22 protein-coding genes are annotated in these 21,299 nt (G+C 59.2%); 9 read left to right on the top strand and 13 right to left on the bottom strand.

The annotated features are described in order from the left end of the window. Positions 1 to 21: 21 nt before the first annotated feature. The 6 genes from AC04SH_RS23420 to AC04SH_RS23395 are packed head-to-tail and all read left to right on the top strand — an operon-like array spanning position 22 to position 3,230. Positions 22 to 471, top strand: coding sequence for a DUF6130 family protein (locus AC04SH_RS23420; protein WP_488576841.1), 450 nt, complete (start codon positions 22 to 24; stop codon positions 469 to 471). A gap of 51 nt (positions 472 to 522) precedes the next feature. After that, positions 523 to 1,449, top strand: a complete 927-nt coding sequence (locus tag AC04SH_RS23415) for an MBL fold metallo-hydrolase (RefSeq protein ID WP_488576840.1) — start codon at positions 523 to 525, stop codon at positions 1,447 to 1,449. A 29-nt stretch (positions 1,450 to 1,478) separates the two neighbouring features. After that, on the top strand, positions 1,479 to 1,841 hold the full coding sequence (locus tag AC04SH_RS23410; RefSeq protein WP_488576839.1) for an SH3-like domain-containing protein: 363 nt from the start codon (positions 1,479 to 1,481) through the stop codon (positions 1,839 to 1,841). Positions 1,842 to 1,843: 2 nt separating this feature from the next. Then, the gene (locus AC04SH_RS23405) at positions 1,844 to 2,488 is read left to right on the top strand and encodes a nitrile hydratase subunit alpha (RefSeq protein ID WP_488576838.1); all 645 of its coding nucleotides are present in this window, start codon (positions 1,844 to 1,846) and stop codon (positions 2,486 to 2,488) included. Further along, a complete protein-coding gene (locus tag AC04SH_RS23400) occupies positions 2,485 to 2,826 on the top strand; it encodes a nitrile hydratase (protein WP_488576837.1) in 342 nt (113 codons plus the stop codon). The genes AC04SH_RS23405 and AC04SH_RS23400 overlap by 4 nt, the downstream gene beginning before the upstream one ends. Positions 2,827 to 2,834: 8 nt before the next feature. After that, on the top strand, positions 2,835 to 3,230 hold the full coding sequence (locus AC04SH_RS23395) for a DUF302 domain-containing protein (protein WP_488576836.1): 396 nt from the start codon (positions 2,835 to 2,837) through the stop codon (positions 3,228 to 3,230). Positions 3,231 to 3,268: 38 nt separating this feature from the next. On the opposite strand, the gene AC04SH_RS23390 is transcribed toward AC04SH_RS23395, so the two are convergent. The 4 genes from AC04SH_RS23390 to AC04SH_RS23375 all read right to left on the bottom strand — a co-directional run bounded on the left by AC04SH_RS23390 (position 3,269) and on the right by AC04SH_RS23375 (position 7,695). Next, positions 3,269 to 4,120 (bottom strand): response regulator, encoded by an 852-nt coding sequence (locus tag AC04SH_RS23390; RefSeq protein WP_488576835.1) that lies wholly within the window; start codon positions 4,118 to 4,120, stop codon positions 3,269 to 3,271. A 33-nt stretch (positions 4,121 to 4,153) separates the two neighbouring features. After that, the gene (locus AC04SH_RS23385) at positions 4,154 to 4,543 is read right to left on the bottom strand and encodes a response regulator transcription factor (protein WP_488576834.1); all 390 of its coding nucleotides are present in this window, start codon (positions 4,541 to 4,543) and stop codon (positions 4,154 to 4,156) included. A 118-nt stretch (positions 4,544 to 4,661) separates the two neighbouring features. Next, positions 4,662 to 5,282, bottom strand: coding sequence for a response regulator transcription factor (locus tag AC04SH_RS23380; protein WP_488576833.1), 621 nt, complete (start codon positions 5,280 to 5,282; stop codon positions 4,662 to 4,664). Next, complete coding sequence (locus AC04SH_RS23375; RefSeq protein ID WP_488576832.1) at positions 5,266 to 7,695, bottom strand: PAS domain-containing sensor histidine kinase; 2,430 nt, start codon at positions 7,693 to 7,695, stop codon at positions 5,266 to 5,268. The genes AC04SH_RS23380 and AC04SH_RS23375 overlap by 17 nt, the downstream gene beginning before the upstream one ends. Before the next feature lie 501 nt (positions 7,696 to 8,196). Between AC04SH_RS23375 and AC04SH_RS23370 the strand changes: the two genes are divergently transcribed. Next, the gene (locus AC04SH_RS23370; RefSeq protein WP_488576831.1) at positions 8,197 to 8,457 is read left to right on the top strand and encodes a winged helix-turn-helix domain-containing protein; all 261 of its coding nucleotides are present in this window, start codon (positions 8,197 to 8,199) and stop codon (positions 8,455 to 8,457) included. A gap of 50 nt (positions 8,458 to 8,507) precedes the next feature. Here the strand turns inward: AC04SH_RS23370 and AC04SH_RS23365 are convergent, their stop codons facing one another. After that, positions 8,508 to 8,744, bottom strand: coding sequence for a hypothetical protein (locus AC04SH_RS23365; protein WP_488576830.1), 237 nt, complete (start codon positions 8,742 to 8,744; stop codon positions 8,508 to 8,510). 270 nt (positions 8,745 to 9,014) lie between these two features. On the opposite strand from AC04SH_RS23365, the gene AC04SH_RS23360 reads away from it, so the two are divergent. Both AC04SH_RS23360 and AC04SH_RS23355 read left to right on the top strand, forming a co-directional pair. After that, complete coding sequence (locus AC04SH_RS23360) at positions 9,015 to 10,781, top strand: adenylate/guanylate cyclase domain-containing protein (RefSeq protein WP_488576829.1); 1,767 nt, start codon at positions 9,015 to 9,017, stop codon at positions 10,779 to 10,781. Positions 10,782 to 10,984: 203 nt separating this feature from the next. Continuing rightward, the gene (locus tag AC04SH_RS23355) at positions 10,985 to 11,284 is read left to right on the top strand and encodes a hypothetical protein (RefSeq protein WP_488576902.1); all 300 of its coding nucleotides are present in this window, start codon (positions 10,985 to 10,987) and stop codon (positions 11,282 to 11,284) included. Positions 11,285 to 11,457: 173 nt separating this feature from the next. Here AC04SH_RS23355 and AC04SH_RS23350 read toward each other — a convergent pair whose 3' ends face one another. From AC04SH_RS23350 to AC04SH_RS23315, 8 genes are all read right to left on the bottom strand, one after another. Then, positions 11,458 to 12,774, bottom strand: a complete 1,317-nt coding sequence (locus AC04SH_RS23350) for a hypothetical protein (RefSeq protein ID WP_488576828.1) — start codon at positions 12,772 to 12,774, stop codon at positions 11,458 to 11,460. 247 nt (positions 12,775 to 13,021) lie between these two features. Next, on the bottom strand, positions 13,022 to 14,032 hold the full coding sequence (locus AC04SH_RS23345; RefSeq protein WP_488576901.1) for an Lnb N-terminal periplasmic domain-containing protein: 1,011 nt from the start codon (positions 14,030 to 14,032) through the stop codon (positions 13,022 to 13,024). Positions 14,033 to 14,153: 121 nt separating this feature from the next. Next, positions 14,154 to 15,431 (bottom strand): alpha/beta hydrolase, encoded by a 1,278-nt coding sequence (locus AC04SH_RS23340; RefSeq protein ID WP_488576900.1) that lies wholly within the window; start codon positions 15,429 to 15,431, stop codon positions 14,154 to 14,156. A 282-nt stretch (positions 15,432 to 15,713) separates the two neighbouring features. Further along, complete coding sequence (locus AC04SH_RS23335) at positions 15,714 to 15,977, bottom strand: hypothetical protein (protein ID WP_477231968.1); 264 nt, start codon at positions 15,975 to 15,977, stop codon at positions 15,714 to 15,716. A gap of 147 nt (positions 15,978 to 16,124) precedes the next feature. Further along, positions 16,125 to 17,081 (bottom strand): DUF2950 domain-containing protein, encoded by a 957-nt coding sequence (locus AC04SH_RS23330; RefSeq protein WP_488576827.1) that lies wholly within the window; start codon positions 17,079 to 17,081, stop codon positions 16,125 to 16,127. A gap of 24 nt (positions 17,082 to 17,105) precedes the next feature. Next, on the bottom strand, positions 17,106 to 18,446 hold the full coding sequence (locus AC04SH_RS23325) for a DUF3300 domain-containing protein (RefSeq protein WP_488576826.1): 1,341 nt from the start codon (positions 18,444 to 18,446) through the stop codon (positions 17,106 to 17,108). 408 nt (positions 18,447 to 18,854) lie between these two features. Beyond that, positions 18,855 to 19,889: a DUF2955 domain-containing protein gene (locus AC04SH_RS23320; RefSeq protein WP_488576825.1), complete on the bottom strand. Its 1,035-nt coding sequence runs from the start codon at positions 19,887 to 19,889 to the stop codon at positions 18,855 to 18,857. After that, positions 19,879 to 21,003 (bottom strand): HlyD family secretion protein, encoded by a 1,125-nt coding sequence (locus AC04SH_RS23315; RefSeq protein WP_488576824.1) that lies wholly within the window; start codon positions 21,001 to 21,003, stop codon positions 19,879 to 19,881. The genes AC04SH_RS23320 and AC04SH_RS23315 overlap by 11 nt, the downstream gene beginning before the upstream one ends. Between the last annotated feature and the right edge of the window lie 296 nt (positions 21,004 to 21,299).

Raw genomic sequence — 21,299 nt, 5'->3', positions numbered from 1 at the left:
TCCCTCAACGAAGGATTTCGCATGACCCTCAGTCTCAAGGATTTGATTGCCATGACCGCAGCAGTCGGGATGACCACCGGGGCGTCGGCGCAATCGGCAAAGGACATTGTGGGTCCATCGCCGCTGGTCGCCATCGAGAATGAGCCGGCGCCGAAGCTCATCGTCGACCCGCCATTGGCAGAACCGCTGTCGCGCGGCCTCGTCTTTATCCAGTACCGCACCGAGAACCTGCGCGTCGTGCCGGTTTTCGGAAAAGGGGCCCTCGACGTCTCGCCACGCATTGGCCATGTCCACATAACCGTGGATGACGCGCCCTGGCATTTCGTTGACGCCAGCGGCGAGACAATAATCGTTGTCGGGCTGAATCCCGGTTCCCACAAGGTACTGGTGGAGCTGGCGGATCCCACGCATCACGTCATCGACCGCCAGATTGTCAGCTTCGACGTGCCGGCCAAGCCAGGCACGCCGTAGCACCCAGGCTTTAGGCCGCAGGTGGATTTCAACGAACGCAAGGGGATTGCCATGGACCTCGATCTCGTCACTCGTCGGCAGGTGCTCGGAGCCGCCAGCGCGCTGGCGGTATCGACGCTGCTGCCGAAAGCGGCACACGCGGCGCCGGCCTACACCTTCTCGCATGGTGAGTTTGAGATCACCGTACTCAGCGACGGGTTTATCTCCGTCCCCGGCGAAATCCTGGTGCCCGACGTTGCGGCTGAGGAGCGAGCCGCCATCCTTGGTCGCATCGATGCTCCCGGTGGCGTGGTTCGCGCCAAGACGAACATTCCGCTGCTGCGCAAGGGGAATGATCTCATCCTCGTCGATATCGGTGCCGGTCACAAATACCAGACGAGCGACGGCGGTCTTGCGACCGATCTGCAGAGGGCGGGAGTCGATCCCTCTTCCATCACCAAGGTGATCTTTACCCACGCGCATCCCGATCACATCTGGGCGACTTTGGCGGAGAGCGGCGGCCTGAGATACCCGAACGCGACCTACCATGTCGGCGCATCGGAATGGGCTTTCTGGATGGACGCCGATTATCTGACCAGCATGCCCGTTGCCCTACATGACTTTGCAAAAGGGGCGCAGCGGGACCTTGGTGCCATCAAGGACCGCGTCGTGATGCTGAAGCCTGGCGACGAGGTCGTGACGGGCATAGCCGTTCTGGACACGGCCGGCCACACGCCCGGCCACCTGTCATTCGAACTGGCAGGGGGCGAAGGGCTGCTAATCAGCGCGGACGTGGCCAACAACCAGATTGTCTCGTTCGAACACCCTGACTGGACGTTCGGCTACGACACGCTTCCGGACTTGGCCATCCGCAACCGGTTCAAGCTGCTCGACCGAGCGGCGACCGACAAAGTGAAGCTGCTTGGTTACCATTGGGAATACCCGGGAGTCGGCTATGCAGACCGCACCGGAAACGCGTTCCGCTTCGTAGCCAGCTAGGCCGGGACATTCCGCGAAGGAGGTCGAAATTGAAGGACGAGAGTATGTCGAATACTCGCCGAGCTTCGAAACCCGCACACTTCAGAGTCGTGCTCGCCACTGGCGAGGCGCCGATTTTCAAAGCGGGAGATCGGGTCCGGATACTCATGCGCGCTCCGATTGGCCATTACCGCGTGCCGATCTACCTGCGCGGCAAGCAGGGATCGGTAGAAACCGTGATCGAAACGGCCGCCGTCGACAACGAGGAAGAGGGTTTTGGCCGCAACGCTGGGTCGAAGCGGCATTATTACCGCGTTGCGATACCGATGACCGAGATCTGGGCCGACTATGCGGGTTCGCCGCGAGACGGGCTGCGCATCGAAATCTTCGAGACATGGCTGGAAAGGATATGAAGATGGCCGACCCCGAACAGGACCACCATCACGATCACGCCGAAATCACGCAGGCCGAAGCGCCAAGCTATTTCGAAATCATGGAAACGGCTGTCCGCGAGCTTCTGATCGAGCGCAAGCTGATCCGTGCCGACGAGATCCGCCGCCAGATCGAAGTTATTGACTCGCGCACCCCCGCCCTCGGTGCAAAGGTCGTCGCGCGAGCCTGGGTCGACCCGTCGTTCAAGATCCGCCTGCTGGAGAACAGCCGCACTGCCTGCGAGGAGCTCGGCATCAGCTTCTACGATGACACAGAACTCATTGTGCTGGAAAACACACCGGACGTTCACAACCTGATCGTCTGCACGCTGTGCTCCTGCTATCCTCGGCCCGTCTTGGGGCTTCCGCCGGACTGGTACAAGCTGAAGCCGTATAGGGCACGCGCCGTCTCCGAGCCTCGCGCCGTCCTTGCAGAATTCGGCACCGAAATTCCCGACGAAGTCGAGGTCCGCGTCAGCGATTCTACCGCGCTCGTCCGCTACTTGGTGCTGCCGATGCGTCCGGACGGTTCCGATGCTTTTGACGAACAGCAGCTAGCCGATCTCGTCACGCGTGATGCCATGATAGGCGTGGTTCCCGTCAGACTAGAGCAAGAGGTTGCACCATGACCGACAATCGTCACCTTGTAAGTCGACTTCCCAACGATATCGGCGGTTTGCAGGCCGACACCATCCATCGCGTAGACCACGAGCTTGAGCCTTGGGAAAAGCGCTGCCACGCGCTGGCAGACGTCCTCGATTCTCACAAGATCATCAACACAGAGGAAAAGCGTTGCGGCGTCGAAGCTCTCGGCGCCGAACTGGTGGGCAAGCTCAGCTACTACGAACGCTGGATCGTCGCGTTCGCCAACATTCTCTTCAGGAAGGGCATTCTGACGCCAACCGAGGTTGCCCTGAAGATGGGCGAGGTCGAGGGGCGGTCATCGCAGTACGGCAATGGCTCGTGAGAACTTGTATGACCCTGCAAGGCTTTATCGCGCGTGAAAGCAGGTTCGACTCCAAAGTGTCCATGAATCGTCTCTGCGCGTCGGCAGTTGGTAACGGAATGGCGATTGTGGCGCGGATCGATCACGCAGCGGCTGCAGCACAAGTCGGCTTAGAACTGGGGCCTGCTGAAGTCCTAATTTTCGGCAACCCTCAAGCTGGGACGCCGCTCATGCAGGAGGCTCCAACCGTGGCGATCGATCTGCCACTAAAAGCGCTCGTGTGGCAGGACGCTGCAGGAAAAACTTGGATAGGGTACAATGATCCGCTCTGGATTGGTGAACGGCATCGGGTTGGGAACCATACATTGCTTCGGGGAATGGCAGACAAAATTGCGAAGATGGTGATCTCCGCCGCCTCCGAATGACGATAAGAGCAGGGTGCGATTCGAAGTCCGTATCGGACCTATGACGATCGATATTGTTCGATATAAGCCGGTGCTGAGGCCACTGCAGCCGTACTGATCGCGTTCAGTAAGTCTTCGTGCCTTACCGGCTTGGTTAGAAAGTCCGACGCACCGTTTTTGATTGCACGGACCGACATAGCAATATCGGCATAACCACTGATGAAGATGATGGGAACGTAGGCACCAGCACTAAGCAGCTTGTCCTGAAAGTTTAAACCGCCCTGGCCGGGCAACCAGGCATCAAGCACGATACAGATTGGCGGATAGGACTGGTCGCTATCCAGGAACGCGCGTGTTGACAGGAAGGTCTCGGCGCGAAAGCCGGCGCAACGAATGAGGCCCGCCAGGGCTTCCAAAATGGTTGCGTCGTCATCTACCAAGGCCACGTACTGATCCTGCATGGGGTTTGCGTCACTCTGGCCCTTCAGCCAGATTGGAAACTCAGTAGGGTTCGCCGGCATTAGTGGCGGTGCGGACCCGGATGGTTCCGAAATGCGATCCGTGTCGGCGATCAGGTAGCCACGACCTGGTATCGTCTTGATCAAATCTCCTTCGGGTCCGAGAACTCTGCGAAGCGAAGCGATCTGAAATCTAATGTTTGACTCGTCTACGGTGGTGGATGGCCAAACGTTCTTTCTAATCTCATTCTTGTCGATCACCCGGCCGGGCATCCGCAAAAGAGTGACCAGCAGGTCAAATGCGCGGCCACCAATCGGGATCTCTTCACCGCAACAAAGCAGAAGACGCGAGGCAGGTAGAATGCGGTACCGCCCAAATTCTAGCGTTTCCACTTGAACACAGGGGATTTCAGTCTGCGTACTCTCCGGAATATCGATCTGGTATGTTTGCATGTGTGCTCCGATACCGTTTCGGGTTTTGGTCGTTTATGCCGCCTCGGGTCGGGGGCCTTTCAGGCAAGCCTCGACGGCCGTCAGGAGGCATTTTGATGAAATGGGTTTCGATAAGACATCGACTGCGCCAGCCTCCATGGCCTGCTTCCGGTAACCATTCTCGCCGAAGGCTGAGATAATGATGGTCGGGATTACATGTCCCATCTCGGTCAACTCTTTCAGAAGCTGCAGCCCGGATATGCCTCCCAGCCTTATGTCGGCAATGAGGCAGGAGACGGAGTCAAGAAGTTCGAAGTCAAGGAGAGCTTCAGCCGAAGCGAAAGTCACCACCCTGTATCCGTAGGCACTAAGCAGTCCATCAAGTGCCTCGCGTATCGACGCCTCGTCGTCCACGCATGCAACGGTAGGCGTCAGGCCCGGCACTTTTGGATCCGTCATCCGGGGATAGTGCGCTCACCTCGCTGGCGCTTCAAGCTAGCGAAAAGACGCGCGTGGCTAGACGTTAGTCGAGGAGTGTCTCTCGCTCGAATTTGTTCGAGGGCTAAGTTCGGGCGTCAGCCATTCTGACAAGCGCGGCGAGCGAATCCGCCGCCATTTTCCGCATAACATTCCCACGATGGAGTTTAACCGTTGCCTCAGTGATACATAGCTCTGCAGCGATTTGCTTATTCTGCATACCCTCTACGACCAGGCCCATGATCTGTCGCTCTCGACCCGTGAGGGTAGCGTATTTCGCCTCAACGCCGGCTCTCAACCTTGCCTCATTTCGGCGTGCACTATCTTCCGCGATCCCCCGATAGACCGCTTCGAGAAGATCCTGTTCGCGAACCGGCTTAGTCAAAACGTCAATGGCTCCGGCCCGCATAGCCCGTACGGACATCGGTACATCGGCATGCGCACTAATTAAGACAACCGATCTGGGCGACCCCTTGCGGAAGAGTGACTCTTGGAATTCGAGTCCGCTCTCGCCGGGCAGTCGAATGTCGATCACCAAACAGCCTCGTTGATCAGGCCGGTCATTGGCCCTGAACTCGTGCACCGAACCGTAGGTCTCGGTTGTCAGCCCAACAGACTCGAACAAACCTCGAAGTGCCTCGCGTACACTTTTGTCATCGTCGATGACGATGACGGACGGCGTTTCCACACTATCGTCTTTGTTCACCGGGAACCGCCTCCGACGCCAAAGGTACGGTGAAACTGAATACACTGCCTGCAGGTCGGTTCTGTGTTAGGCCGATTTGGCCTGCATGAGCCTCGATGATTGAACGACAAATTGAAAGGCCCATCCCGAGTCCACTCGGCTTTGTGGTGAAAAATGCGTCGAATAAGCGGTCTGCAGTGTTGGGGTCAAAGCCGAAACCAGTGTCGGCTACGCTGACCTTCGCGAACCCGTCGATTAGGGATGTTTTTATGACCAACTCACGCGGTTGGGGACTCCCCGCCATTGCCTCTGCACCGTTCATGATTAGATTGAGTACGACCTGTTGAAGTTGGGTTCTATCGCCGAGTACCTCAGCAGCATGCCCTGAAAATTGAACCGTTGGGTCGATGCCATTGCGACTGAGTTCACCATGCATCAATTCCAGGACTTCGCGGATTGCCTGTTCAAGATCCATCGGTTCGATGTTTAGAGGCGATTTTCGCGCCAATGCCCGAATGCCGCCGATAATCTCGCCCGCCCGATGTCCGTCCCTGATGATCCGATCAGCAGCTTGCCTCGCCTGAGCGACATTGAGTTGGCCATCCTCCAGCCACCTTAGACATGTCGCTGCGTTGGTGACGATAGCCATTAACGGCTGGTTCACCTCATGGGCGATGGAGACAGCCAGCTCACCCATCGTTATCATGCGGGTGACGTGCGCTAGCTCCGACTGTGCCTTGCGCAAGTTTTGTTCGGCGCGCTTTCTATCGTCGATATCCGTGTTGATGCCGAACCACTGGATAAGGTTGCCGTTATCGTCGTAAAGCGGGTTAGTCCGAAACAAAAACCAGCGATACTGGCCATCCGCGCGGCGTATTCGCGCCTCGACATCTCCACCCTTGCCCGAGCGCAGCATGGATTCCCACGAAGCGGCGAGGTTTGCTAAGTCATCCGGATGAACAGCTGTGGCCCAGCCACGTCCGAGGGCTTCCTCTGCCGAGAACCCTACATAGTCGAGATAATGCTGATTTGCGAACGTGCCATCGCCAGCGCCGGTGGCAGACCAAACTAATCCCGGGATCGCGGCAATGATTTGCTGCAGTCTGCGTTCACTCATTCGAAGGGCAGCTTCGCTGGCCTTCAAGGCATCTTCAGCCCGCTTCAAATCCTCGATGTCTAAAGTGACCCCGAACCATCTGTCTGCGCCGGTTGAGTCAGTGAATTTCCGGCCGGCGAAGTAGAACCTGTGGTATTCGCCGTCGTGGCGACGGAGACGGGCTTGGCTCACGGCCCAATCCAACCCCAGTTGAGCTTTCCAGCTGGTGACCAGCCCCTCTACGTCATCAGGATGGATCAAATTTAAGTATCCCCACCCGATGATGTCGCGCTCGGGGAGGCCTGCGTAGTCAAGGTATTGCTTATTTACATAGTCAGCACTTCCGTCTGCGCTGCTTGCCCAGACAAGAACGGGCAGAGAGTCAATCACCAAGCGGAAGTTCCGCTCGCTCTCCGCGAGCGCCTCTGCTGCTCTAAGAGCGTCCTGCGCGCGCCTGCGGTCTTCGATATCGGTGGTGACGCCGAACCACCTTAGGACATTGCCACTATCGTCAAGCAGAGGTCTGGCGCGTATTAGCGTCCAGCGATATTCTCCATCCGCCCGGCGTACGCGGCCCTCTAGATCACCTCCCTCCTTGGAGGCGAGCATCTGTTGCCAGAGAGGAAGGAGAACCGGCAGATCCTCGGGGTGAAACGTCGCAAGATAGCCTAGCCCCTGCATATCTGCGTAGGTTCGCCCAACGTAATCTAAATGATACTGGTTGAAAATCTCGGCCATCCCGTCGGCAGTGGTGGACCACGCGGCCACAGGTATCGTATTGATGAAAGTCCTCAGTTCGAGCTCACTTTTGGCATGATAATTGTCGGTTAGGTCGCAGTCAGATTTGGGACGCAGCAGAGGACGGTCGCTCAGTTGCCATACTTCTCGAAAGGCGATTGTCGCCTGGCCAGCAGCCACGTTGAGACGCAATTGCTCCGTTTGTGCGGGGAACGCGGGGCGGCGCGAGCCTGCCACCAACCAACCGATCCCTGCGGCGATGCCCAATGGAACGGCGACAACCGAGATTGAAATCTCGCCAGCTGAAATATGTGGAGATCGTAGTGGCGGGTCTATGTCGAGCCAGCGCCCAACCCGGTCCGACATGTAGTCGGCTTTAAGCGCATTGGTCAGCAACTGTCCAAATCGGATAAACGCGTGTACCGCTTTATCCACGCGGAGATAGACAAAATCCAGATCGAGCATGGGGCAGAGTGTAGCTATAAGGCTTTCAGCGATAAAACTTGTATCCCGCCCGCTCCAAGTTTGGCTCAGATTGAGAATATGAGTCAGATCGTCAGTGCATTTCTGGAGCTCTTGGACTCTGCGCTGCGCATGCATATGCCGCCTCATCGCCCAAAAAGTTGGGAGCTGTGCCAACCGCCGGAGGACACGGTGCCATTAACGCACCCTGACGACAAGTCGCTCCGTATTACGGCTTAGTAGTCAACCGCTTTTCGCTGAAGCCGCCGCCGCTAAATCTCCGCAGGCTTTGCAATCTACATGCAGACCGCAAGTAGCCGCCCCTTCCAAGCTTCCTTCAGCGATGTCTGTCGGTCGAGTGCAAGAACGCCTTCTGAGACCGATTTCGTGCAAGGCAAGATTTTCGGCATAAAGACGACCGACAGAGCAGGCTGATTATTTCTGCTGCCTCGACATATAGAGAAGGATCGCCTGGAACACCCTTATACACTATGATGCGGTGTTAGCGCTTGCCAGCGAACGCTTAGAACGCGTCCAACAACACGTCCCGCTCAATCCGTCGCGCCGGGGCGAGCAACTTAGGTCTTGGACTTCGATCGGGAGGTGCCCCAGCCATCAGGATCAACGAGGAATGATGCCATGATGTCGCCAGCCGAGAAGACTAGCGATAGAGTAGCGTTTGGTCCCTTCACGTTGGCGGCGGGCGAAAGGCTCCTGCTGCGGCAAGGTATTCCTGTCAATCTCGGCGCGCGCTCATTCGATGTTCTGGTAGTCTTGGCTACGCGCCCCAACGAGATCGTCAGCAAGAAGGATCTGCTTGCCCAGGTCTGGCGTGGCGCGCGCTATGGAAATTTGCTTGGAGTCAGAAGCCGCTTTTTCAGTATCTCTTTGTCTGACTGAATGTCAGCAGTTGAGCCGAGAGCGGACCGGCAGCTTCACGGTGCGGACCATCAGAACCGGTCATCCGGGTGGACCCGGGCGTCGTCGTGCATGAAGGCAACCTGCGGACTCTTCTGCAAGGCCAACTTGACATCGCGCTCAGCCTTTTCAAGCGACTCGCTCCAGCCATCCGTCCAATGGTACTGCCAGCTGAGCACCTCGGCCATTGCGAGGCCGGCATAGGGTTCGCCATAGCTCGAATCCTGGGCGATCGCTTGCGCGAACAGGTCGGTCGAGCGGTCGAACACGTCACGGTTCCTGATGGTCCCCACAACGTCTCGCGCCCGAGCAAGAAAAAGTCGTGTGCCTTGCCGTTGGTCGTTTGACGGCACCAAGCATCGCGGCTTTGCTTGCGTCCGGAAAGCAAGAGCGGACGCAGCGCGACAGGTGCATTGTCCGACCGTCACAAGCCGACATTCTGGTGGGCATGGTTGCCGCGACCCCAAAGAACTGGAAGAGCGGCCCTTGGATCACTCTACCTGGGCGAATATGATACTAATGCCTCGGAGGGAACACGGATGGAAATCGGCCGCGTCGAGCGCAAGCTCTCGGCGATCCTTGCGGCTGACGTCGCCGGATACAGTCGGCTGATGGGCATTGATGAAGAAGGTACCCTCGACCGCTTGAATTGCCATCGCCGCGAGCACCTCGATCCCTGCATTGCCCGGCATCGTGGCAGGATCGTCAAGACGACGGGCGACGGGCTGTTGGCGGAATTCGCCAGTGTCGTCGATGCGGTGCGCTGCGCCGTCGAGGTGCAGGCCGGCATGGCAGAACGCAATGCTGCCGTAGCAACTGACGAACGGCTCGAATTCCGAATCGGCATCAATGTCGGCGATGTTATCGAGCAGAACGGCGACGTCTTCGGCGACGGGGTCAATATCGCCGCGCGCCTGGAGGGGATCGCCGAGCCGGGCGGGATCTGCGTTTCCGCACGCGTACAGGAAGATGCTGCGGGAAAGATCGGCCTGCGCTTCGAGGATATGGGCGAGCAGGCGCTGAAGAACATCGCCCGGCCGATCCGTGCCTATCGTCTGCGCCCGGATGGGGCGAAGCAGCGCGGGCCGTCGCGTGCAACGGAGCGCCTGCCCGTCAGGCCGGCGCTTGCGGTGCTGCCGTTCCAGAACATGAGCGGCGACCCGGAGCAGGACTACTTCGCCGACGGCATCGTCGAGGATATCATCACCGCGCTCAGCCGCTTCAAGTCGTTTGCGGTGATCGCCCGCAATTCGAGCTTCGTTTATAAGGGCAAGGCCATCGACGTGCGGCAGGTCGCCCGGGAGCTCGGAGTCCGCTACGTGCTCGAAGGCAGCGTCCGACGCTCCGGCGAGCGGCTGCGCATCACCGCACAGCTCATCGAGACCATAGCCGGGGCGCATCTTTGGGCCGACAGGTTTGATGGTGTCGTCGCAGACGTGTTCGACGTGCAGGACCGCATTGCCGAAAGTGTTATCGGCGTCATCGAGCCGCAGATCCGACAGGCCGAAATCGAACGCTCCCGCAGGCAACGCCCTGAAAGCCTCGATGCTTACGACCTCTACCTCAGGGCCCTGTCGAAGACGTACAGCGCGCGGCCCGAGGACAACGCCGAGGCCTTTGAGCTATTCATGCAGGCAGTCGCGCTCGAGCCGCACTACGCGGCGTTCCTCACCGGTGCCTGTTTTGCCCTCGAGTTCCGCATTGCCATGGGCTGGCCCGAGCTTACCGGCGACGACCGGGCCGCTTGTCTCGATCTGGTGCGCCGCGCCCTTGCCGATCCGCAGGGCGATGCGACCGTGCTGGCGCAATGCGGGCTGACGCTGGTGACCATGCGGGAGTACGACCGCGGCATGCAGATCGTCGCCAATGCCGTCGAGGCGAACCCCAACAGTCAGTTTGTGCTGATGGTCGCAGGCATTGCCGAACTGCATTGCGGGGACCTGGAGGACGCGCTCGCCCATAGCCGGCGCGCGATCCTGATGAGCCCGGGCGACCCGACGGCGCCGTGGCCCATGACCACGATTGCGCATGTGCACATGGCGCGCGGCAACTATCTCGAAGCGCTGAAAGCCGCGGAGCGGTCAATGGCGGTCAACGCGGGCCTCGACCCGACTTACTGGATGCTGATCGCGGCAAATGCACAGCTCGGCCGAATGGATGAGGCTCGACGCTACCTGGCAAAGTTCCGGACACTCGCGCCGGACGTTACGATCGCGAGCATCAGGGCAGGACTGCCGGAATACGATCCATCGCGCATGGCAGCGATCTTCGAGGGTTTGCGCATTGCAGGACTGGAGGAGGGCTAACCATTGCGGGAAGCGAGCCTAAGCCGCCCGTCCGCCAACATCACAGAAGACCCAATATCCCCTGAGGCATTCAATCGGCCCGGTCTGTCGACTGTACAATCGCCTTGCGCCGCAAAAAATGTAGTGAGCTGGCTGTTGCCGAACCGCCCGCCGGGATGCGAGTTTCGCGTGACATATCAGTTCGCGGGTGACGTCTCATGTCCATGCACCGAATTTCCATGCACCGAATTATTTCGATGACGGCAGTGATCATGTTTGCCGCGACCGGCTTAGCCAACGCCCGGCCGGATACGCGCAAGATGAGTTGCGGAGAGCTTCAACAGATGATTCAGAGCCGCCACGCCGTAGTGCTGACCACCGGCCCGAACACCTATGACCGCTATGTCAGGCAGTTCGGCAACGAGTGCGACTGGCCGCAGATGCCGATGTCGGCCTATGTCCAGACCCGTGATGGCCGCTGCCCACTCTACCGCTGCGACGAGCCGGTTGGCCGCATCCCATGATAGCGCCGGCCATTTTCATTCACTGTACGGATGACGGTAGGTTGCGGTGGATCCTGGGTTTGGGGGCGCGGCCTGCCCTCCTACCCACTTTGAGTGTGATGGGATCGGGAAGCGGACATAGCCGGGGAAGGAATGCCGCCGGGGTGTTGAGAAGTTTGCATGACTTACCATCGCTAGCTGGGAGGTATCGCAACCAGGAAGCCGCTGGCCAGCAGATATTCATAAAGATGCAATAGAGGGGGTGCGGGGCGCAACTGATCGGCAGTTATCCATTGCCGGCCATCGTCGACCTCCCATCCGCGGCCCAGCTCAGTCTCCAGCAGGGGAAGCAACTCCTCGCGATGGCATGGATAGGCCAGTACACGTACGTTGGAGCCGAAAAGCCGCGCGATACCCTCAAGCAGGCGGCCTTCCAGGTGCTGGTATCTAACATCGTCTAGAACCCGTATCAACGCAGGCAGCGGCACGGCAAAACGCAAAGGCGCCTGTGTGTATCGACGCACGAATGCGGTGGCGCGGTACAACTGGCGGTGCCGCATCATCATCGCCGCGCCCTTGCCCATTGCAGGCAGCGGGGTATCAGAATCGACGACCATTAGGCGCACATCGATGACATCCTTCACCTCAGGATTCCCAGCGACCTCGCGTCGGAGCGTTGCCAGGCACGCCGCAATCGCTTCAGGAGAAAGGTCGTCGCGCGGGTCGCTCGCCAACGGTACGATGGCCACAGACTTCTTGTAGAGGAACTCGTTCGCAGCGACGGCCACGCCATCACTGTTCAGCGTCACCGCCTCAGCCCTGCCGTCGCGCGCCAAGGCCATGTGCAGTTCGCGCATGTCGCAACCCGCGAACGCGCGGCCTCGCATCACGATCTGATCAATTTCGAGGCGATCATTTGCAAGGCTGTCGAACATCCTCGCGGGCAAATCGCCGGGGGCTGCCCGCTCATTCAGCAGCGCATGCAGCAGGTTCACACCGAGAATGCCCACCGCCTCCTGCTGAAGCAGGTTGGCATTATCGCGAAGGTTTACGTGCAGCAGAATGTCGCTCGCCTCAGCCTGCGGGTGATCCTGAAAGCGGACGCCGATCCAGCCGTGGCAATCGTTGGTGCCGGCAAAGTTGCGGGCGGCGATAGTATCGGCGAAAGCAAACAAGCGCGTATCTTTGCCACGCGTGTCACCGATCTGTTGCACAAGCGATTTCCACTCATGATCGAGCATCGTCTCAAGCCGCGGCCTGGACACGTAGCGTGTTCCGGAGCCGTAGAGGTCGTCGCTCACTTCCTTGTCGTAGGCTGAGACGGTCTTGGCCACCGTGCCGGACGCGGCGCCAACGCGCAGAAACCATCGTGCCACTTCTTGACCTGCGCCGATCTCGGCAAACGAGCCGAAACTCGTCGGGTCGAGATTGACCTCCAGCGCCTTTCGATGCGTGTCACCAGCGCCGTGATCCGATCGACCAGTCGCATCGGTGGTGGCAGTATCATTCATGGCGGGTCTCTGCGTTGGACTGCGGTTGACTCTCGATACTGCCCCCCGGCGCTAGCTGCAAAGTTGATCCGCTGCGCGAGTTGTTGCGCCCAATGCGCATTCACCTGTTGCTATTGAACCGCGCGAAGATCGCCGCTGCTATGAGGCCGACAGAATTTGCAATAATCATAGCGAGTCCGCTTTAGGGCGGCTAGCAGTGTTGCTGCGCCAGCTGGCGCTTCGCCCCACCAGCGACGCCCTTGCGAGATCAATAGCCTACGTGGGGAGACGGCACACCAACCCGGATCAATCTCGAAAAATCCGGCGACAGGCCCGACTTCCGCGCACGGTCGTCTATGTGGGCCAACTCCCTCAAGGTCGACATTGGCAAGCGGGTGTCGAGTGCACCCCGGTCGTACGCATATTCCGGAAGATAGCCGTTGACGATGAGGCGCCAGTCGAAAGGAATTGAGTCACCGACCGCTCGCATCATCTTGACGATCGTCGTCGTGCAATTCGTCGTGATGGAATTGTAGAATGCAGGCGTCGCGGCAAGCGCATTTGCGTCCGAGACGTATTCCAGCAGAAGCGCGCGGGCCGCGTCCGGCGACGCTCTCAGGCGATAGATCTGGACATCCTCTCCCCGAACATTTGACCTGACGCCGACCACGTCTCGCTCGTCGGCCGCGATAATGACCAGGGGATTGCTCTTGAACAGGTCCGCTATGGGCGAAAACTCGCCACCGACACGACGCCGCACCTCGATGGACCAGGCAAGATGCTCACCCCCGGAAAAACCAAAGCTCATGATGACATGGGCGATTTTCGGCCCAGCCCAATAGGACATGAAGAGGTCGGCGCTCTGAACGGTGGAAAGGTCGTAGGTCCGGCTTGTCCAGCGTTCGGTGAAATCGGTGCCGCTGCGCCATTCGAAGTCGCGCACGTCTTTCAGCGTCAACAGATTTCCGTCGCGGGTGCCGGTTACCTGACGGGCCACATCTGGCGCCCAGTCGGCGTCGCCCAAAGGCTTGATGGTGCTCCACCAGACCAGAACCGCAGCAAACGCGGCCACAAACAGGACAAACGTCGGGATACGAAACCGGCTGAAGAGCGCGATGATGGTGCCGAGGCCGAACAAAACGAAAAGGGCGCAGGCCACAGCCCGACTAGGTTCTCCCCCAGGCAGCCGATACCACATGGCAAATCCGGCCCAGGCAGTCAAAATTGCAACAGCCAGTGACAGGATGATGGCGAGCGCTATCCGAGCGGTGCGATGCATCATCCCCCCTTCCAGCCATGCAGGACCCGCAGAGGCGCCGCTTCGGGTGCGGCTGGGCTCGCTCGTTGCCATCTGAAATGCCATTCTCACGGAACGTGAGAAGCAATTTCGAGATTGGGCATCAATAAGCTTCGCTGCCGCCCTGGCCCCGTTGAGTCATTACTTTCTTGCAGCCCTTCGTGGAGTTCGCGCAACCCTTGTTGGCCTGGCTGCTTGGAGAACCAGTTAAACTCTCGACCTCGTTGCCGTAGTTTTCCCTGGTGTTCTGATCGACCACTGCAACGGGTGCCGAAATCACCAACCCTGCAGCACTGCCAGCCGCCGCCGCCGCACCGGTCGTCGCTTGCACGATCGTATCGCCAAGGCCTACCCTGCTGTCGGTCAGGGTCTGGCCGCCGGCCATGCGCGTCCCGATCAGCTGCACGATCTGCGGCGATGAGGCGAATTTGCCGTGATTCAGACTGTCGCCGGATTTAACTTTCGTCAGGTCGATGACGACCACATTGTTGCTCGCGAGCTCTTCCTTGTACGGAGCTTGCTGCGGATCAATCGAACCGAGGCGCGGGATATTGCCCCACACCCGTCGCGAAACCTTGAGCGCGCGATCGTCCTGCGAGACAAAAAGGGTGAACTGTGGGTGGTGTTTGCCCATATCGGCAATCTGGGTGCGAAACACGTCGACATCGACGTCCGGCGCAGCCAACATTACGTTCTTGAATTTCGCCGGCAGTCCGCCGTTGCGGATGGCCATCTGGCGCAAGGATTCCAAGGCAAGCCAGTTGCCCATCGAATGGGCGAGGATCGAGACCTCCTTTATGTCAGGATCGCGGGCGAGATACTGGAACAGCAGCTCGAGTACATCGCGGGTATAATTGGTGCTTTCGCGATCGTAGCCATAGGCCAGCGTACTGCCTCGGGAAGGCCATGTGACCAGGATCGGAGCGCTGTCCGTACCGGTATCCTTAGCGATTTGCGCAAAGCGATACAGGGAGTCCTCGAAGCGGTTGTTGAAGCCATGGATGAAAACCAGAACGCTGTGGTCCGGGCTCTTCCTGACGGAGGCGTGCAGCCATGCCTTCGCGCCATCCCGTGTTAGTTCTTCGGCTTTCACCACTGCGAAATCGGTTGCAGGGTTTGACGGCAGCTTCTTAGGCCAGGCGACCTCGCCGACCTTGCGCACCGACGCTGGCGGGATAGACACCGTAACGTCCGCAAACGAGGGAGCGCTTCCGCGTTCGCCCGTATACATCTCAGCAGGATTGGTCGAACGGGCGCGCGTCGTAGTCACCAGCATATCCACCTTGCTGGATGACGGGGACGTATCGGCCACCGGCAACAAGACATTCTTCGGGCGGGACGCGCAGCCTAAGAGCAGGCCGACCAATGCAAATGCCAGCAATGCGTTGGTGGCCCGCCGGACTTTCAATCTACTTATAACGCCGGTTCTCAAAACGCCCCCCAAGTGTGCAACCTCGACAAGGTGGCTGATACCGTTGTCGCCAACCGATCAGTCGATGCAGATTGCCACGATAGTGACCCCCGAGGACTGATAGCATGCCGCTCCACACTGCTAATTGAAGTATCGAAGTCCTCTGTTTTGCGCAACTGCTGGCATGTCCCGTAAAGTTTCGCATCGAAGCGCGGCGAGGAACTGGAAATCGAATACCTCATGCCGCCGACTTTACTTGATACGAGCGACGCCACCCGAAATCTCGATCGTTTCCGACCCGGTCAGGGGCTCGAGGTCACCATTGGGCCAGGTGACGAAACAGCCTTTCGGGCAGAATTCCACGGTCTCACCGGCATGCAGTACAAGCTTCGTCTTGTCGCCGCCTTCCGTCACTACAAGCGTACGGATCTCGCCATCCTTGTTAACCACGACGGCCGCCAAAGCCGAACCACCCATGGCAAGAACAGCAATGGCGGCGGCGAGCGACTTCAACACGTCGCACTTTATCGGCCGATTTAGCGGCGGGCTGTATTTGAACTGCTTGGTTAGCAGAGTTGTGAACCACCAGTTCTGGTTGATCATGAAGTGGCCTCTGGCAGCAGGGCCGGGATTGGCGGCAGGAGCAACGGTTTCAAATTGAAGCTAATCACCGGTCACCTGCCATTTGTCGTCGGGATTGAACTGCTTTATCGCGCCAGCCACAGCCTCCGTTTTCGGACCCAGGTCGGCCTCATAGACAATGCCTTGCTGATTGACCGCGAAGGTTTTGACACCCGTTTCCGCATATTTCACAGGCCAGGCCAGAAGCGCGAAACCGGCGATCATGTTGCCGTTGATGACATAGTCGTAAGCGCCCCCGGCGATGTTCTTGCCTTGGCCCGTCAGGATGCGGAACCGATAGCCAAAATAGCCATTGCCTTTCTTCGCCTTGTCGAGATCAGCCTGGTTGATGAAGTCGCCTGCCGGACTGACGCCATGGGCTTCATCGGACGGCCAATACAGTCCGTCGGCCTGGCCCTCGCTGCTGATCAGCTTCTGGGCGTATTCGAGCACGCCATCGCCATCGCGGTCTTCTGCCGCGTAATCACGTTGGGCGTCCACGTAGGCGCGAACCGTTTCGATTGCCGCGATCTCATTTTCGCCGACGCGCCGGTTGATGATCTCTTCGATGCCAGCCTGGGTGTCGAAAGCCCATTTGCCGTCCTTACCCTTGGTGATCGGGAATGGCAGCGTCCATAGCTTATCGCCAATATTGAGTTCCTTGCGATCGCCAAGATCGTGCACGATCACCGTCTTCGCAGCGCCTTGCCGGATCTGCGCGTAGGTATCCATCACGCCTTCGCTTGTCCGCAGCTTCGTGGCATCCAGCCCAAGCAGTCCGGCCAGTCCATCGAAATCATCCTTCGCCAAGGCCGACTTGAACGCTTCCACCGCCGCTGAGGGATTATCGAAATGCGGCGGACCTTTCTTGGCCACGTAATCCGAGAGGCTGTGCACCTCCTGCGCGCCGGCAAAATTTGCGGAACCCGCGCCAATGCTCAAGATCATTCCGGCACCGAGCAGCGAGCGTAGAACAAGACTCCGGACAGACGTTTTCATGTCGGTTTTCCTCTCGCCAAAGTTTTAACGCCTGCGCCCGCCACCGCCGCGCCCGCCGCCGCCCTGCCTGCCACCACCCTGCCTGATCATCTTGTGGCCGCCGCCGCTGCTGCGAATTCCGCCTCCCATGCTCCTCGCACCGCGGTTGGAGGCTATCTGCTGACGTTTTCCGGAGCTGACGTTGCCAAGACCCGAAGGATTCCTCGGTCTGTTGTCTGCCCTCATTGCGGGCTTCGGTTTTCCAACCGGTCGAGTGATTTTCCCTGGTTGGTCAATTTTTCCAGCCGAAGCATTCGGGTTGGTTGGCCTCTTGAGATCCGGCCTCGTTGCTGGCCTGGCTGTCAGACCTTGTCTGATTTCGCGTTGGCGGATGTCTTTCACCTTCGCCGAATTCCCAGGCAGCGCGCTGATCTGGCCTCTCCTCAATTCGGATGCCTTGTCGCGCATATTGTTGCGATCGTTCGTTTTAACGCGATTGCCGATGCTCGTGTTATCGATCTTGGCGAATTGGTTTTTGTCGAAATTTATCTTGGAACGGTCGACGTTTTTCCAGTCGACATCGTTGAAATTGACCTTGCCGTTTATGTTGTTGAAGCAATTGTTGCAGTCGATATCGATATCGTTGCCGTTCCAGGGCCCTCCCCATACACCCCCACCATTCCAATCCACCGCCGCTGCCCAGACGGCACCGGTCACGAAGGCCGCGAAATAGGGCGCGGTGGGATAATAGTAACTTGGGTAGGGGTCTGGATAATAGGAAATCGGAGCAACCGGATAGTCGGTGGCATAGAGCATTTCAGGCTCGTACCGTGGAACATAGACCTTGTCCGCACTGGCGGACCGGATGACGACATTGTCGTTCTCCTCGACAACCTTGATCTTGTCATCGGACTTGATCACGCCTTTGGCGACAGCCTTGTCGCGCAACTGTTGGATGGCGACCAGAACGTCTTTTTGCTGATAGGTCAGCGCGTTGCCAAGCGTCTGGGTCCACTCCAGATCGTCACTCATCATCTTGACGATGTCGGGATAGTTGAGCAGCGAGATGACGCTGCCGTCCCAGCCTTCCTTCGGTTTCAGGCCTGGCTTCTTGGCGACCTGATCTAAAAATCGGCTCGCTTCCACGATCTGCAATGGATAAAGCGACGCTTCGGAAATCACCGCGACAAGTTCATCGGGGTAGAGCGCAATTCGCGCTACCAGGATTTCGAGTTCATCCTCGTCGAGGGGTTCGGGGGTGGCCGCTGCGGCAGCCGCGGCAGCGGCTTGATCCTGAGCAATCGCGAAAGAGGCAGGACCGGAGCACATCAAGAACGCCATTATGGCCACAGCGCCAAAAGGCCAGCGCGGAAACTTGATCCCCATTGTCGTCCCTCCAAGGTATGTGAACCTGGTGGTCAGCGATGTTCTATCGCCGAGTCCGGGCGAAGGTTCTTGCCTTGGGGCTACGTTGGCGCATTGCCTGCCGATGCGGAAGGTAAGTAACTGTATGCTACGTGCAGAACTGAGAGACCCTGCCAGCAGATCAGTCGATGTCGGGGCCATCTTTCGGATCGAATGTACCCGTCAAGCAGCAGTGTTCGAGGGCGTGGCGCAGATGGCCGCCGGATCCGAACCATGAGATGTTCTTGGGCGTCGAAGCAAGCATCCGGCCGGCGATTTCGAGGGCGATCGGCTAGGCCTTTGTTCAGCTGCTTCGGCGAAACGGAATACCGCTGAGACGAGGCCTGGATGAAACGGAAAGGACGCAAAGCCCGAGCGGTCACAAGCGCTTCATGACGGCACCCTGTCTGCAGCGCTGCGCCTCGGTCCTGGCCAAAGCAACGCCGTCATGAAGATCGTATAGGCGATCGCTATCAATATGTAGTTGACCCGCGTGGCAAAGGATTCCGCCGCTGATCCCGGCAAGGGCGAGACGCCCGTTCCAAACAGGATGAGGAAGATTGTCAACGCACCCGCGTAGAGCTTGGCGGCAGGATTGCTCAGCGCGGCGCGGCCGCCAAACACCAGGCCGGCAAGCAGCACCAGGACGAACAGCGTGGGGGTAGTGGGACGAACCTGCAGAAATGCGAACGCAACGGATGCGGCCGCGCCTCCGAGGAGATTGACCAGGACAAGGCCGAAGGCTGCCCTTGCGCTTGCGATGACATCGAGTTGCGACAACAGCGATGCGACGGTGACCGGAATGACGATCGCCGTGGCGAGGCCGTCCCGTGTCAGGCAAGCGAGCACGGCGATCAGCAGAATGATGGCATTGGCGGCGGCATAGCGCGCAGCGCGCGGGTTTGCAGCAGGAGCCGGGGCCCGAAAATCGGCGCTGCCTCGGTCGGGTATGACCGCATGGGCAATCCACATCAGGATCGCTCCACTGACCACGCCCTGCACAAGGATCGACAGGATGGAATCGCCGAGATCGCGGTTGAGGACTGTCAGCAGCGGCACCATCACGGCGACCACCAGGACAAGAAAGATCGCCCCGCCGCCCTTGCCGTTCGCCTGCAGGTAGAAACAAACGAAATAGAGAAGCCCGAGCAGCAGCAGCAGGACCGGCGGCCGATCACCTGTCAGTATCGCGACGGCCTGCAGAAGTACGCCGGCGACAACAATGAGGATCGCCATCCCCAGGGCCTGTTTCAGCTGCAGTGGGCGGGAACTGGAGATCAGGAACTGCGCTGCGAACAATGGTCCCAGAAAGGGGAGGATGGCCCCTGACAGAACCGACCACGTGAAGCCGACGGCTACGGCCAGCGCGATGCGCAGACCCTTGCGCCTGGCATTGGCGTCCGCAAGGTCGCCGTCAGCTGACATAGGTCAGGACCGACAACACGCGCATCCAGATGCGGCCGATCGCATTGGTCACCGGATTGTCGCCGGTATAGATCACCACGTTCGCCTGCGACCCGTAGCGCACGCCCTTGGGTCTGCCCTCGTCAAGGATCAGGCGGACCGGAAAGCTCTGTGGCGTTCTCACCCATCCGCTTTCGGTGGAGATCTTCGGCAACCCGGTCTTGGGGTCGACACTTCCCTGAGCCACGCCCATCCCGACGCTCTCGACCGTCGCGCCAAAAACCTGGCCGGGCAAGAGATCGAACAACACGTCCGCGCGGTTGCCGGGTGCGACGTTCTCGAGGCTGTTTTCCTTGAACGCCGCGGTGATCCATACCGTGCCGACATCGATGAAGGTCATCGCGCTCTGGCCGGCGCCGACAACGCCTCCGACGGAGAGCTGGAGGTTGGTGACCACGCCCTGCGCCGGCGCTAGGACCGTGGTGCGCAAGAGATCAAGCTGTGCGCGTTCAAGCGCCGCGAGCGACTCCTTCAGCTGCGGATTGTCGGCGCCGGATGGCCCAAGCTCCTCCTGCGCCCGCTTGAGGTCCGCTTCAGCGGCGACGACCGAGGCATTTGCCTGGTCCACCGCCGCCTTCGCCTCGTCATACTTCGCCTTGGAATAGACGCCGCGCTTGACGAGCTCCATGGCCCGGTTGGCCTGTTCCTGGACGTTGTCGCGAACTGCCTTTGCTTCCACAAGACGTGCCTGGACGGCATCGACGGAGGCTGTCGAAGCGCCGATCGACTGGCCGACTCGGGCAAGCTTTGCTTCTGCCTCATTGACGGCCAACTGGTATTGCTGCGGATCGATACGAAACAGCATCTGTCCAGGCTTCACGCCGCTGTTGTCCGTCACACCCACTTCGATGACCCGGCCGGTGACCTCCGGCGCGATGCCGACGACATAGGCGCTGACCGTCGCCTGCGATGAGGAAGGCGTGCGCCTTTCCATGAAGACCGCAACCACGAACAGCAGGCAAGCCAGTAGCAGGACGACAAGGGCGACCCGGCGCAGCGGATTCTTCTTCGTCGCTTGTGTATCGGCGTCGTGAGCAGAGTTGTCTTGAGAGGTCCCGGTCGCGTCGGACGCCATGGCATCTTCTCCCTGTCACATTAGGCGGGCATCACGCCGCGGACGGATGCCTGCTTTCTTGTCAACTTCGGCCCAGGCAAACCGGCATGGATAACCCGGCGCACAGGCACGAGTAATCACGACCCACACCGCGCATCTGGTTTTCATGGCGTAAGCGACCCCTGACCGTCTCTACACTATACACCGTCTTTTGACGGTTCCAGCCAACCGGGACGTTATTTACGTGGTAACAACCGCGAATGTCGCACATTGATTTACCTGCTCGCGCCATCGGATGTCCACGCGGATACACTATA

This window comes from Mesorhizobium sp. CNPSo 4688, assembly GCF_057784295.1.
The sequence above is the reverse complement of the archived record's forward strand: the minus strand, read 5'-3'. Positions and strand labels throughout refer to the sequence as shown.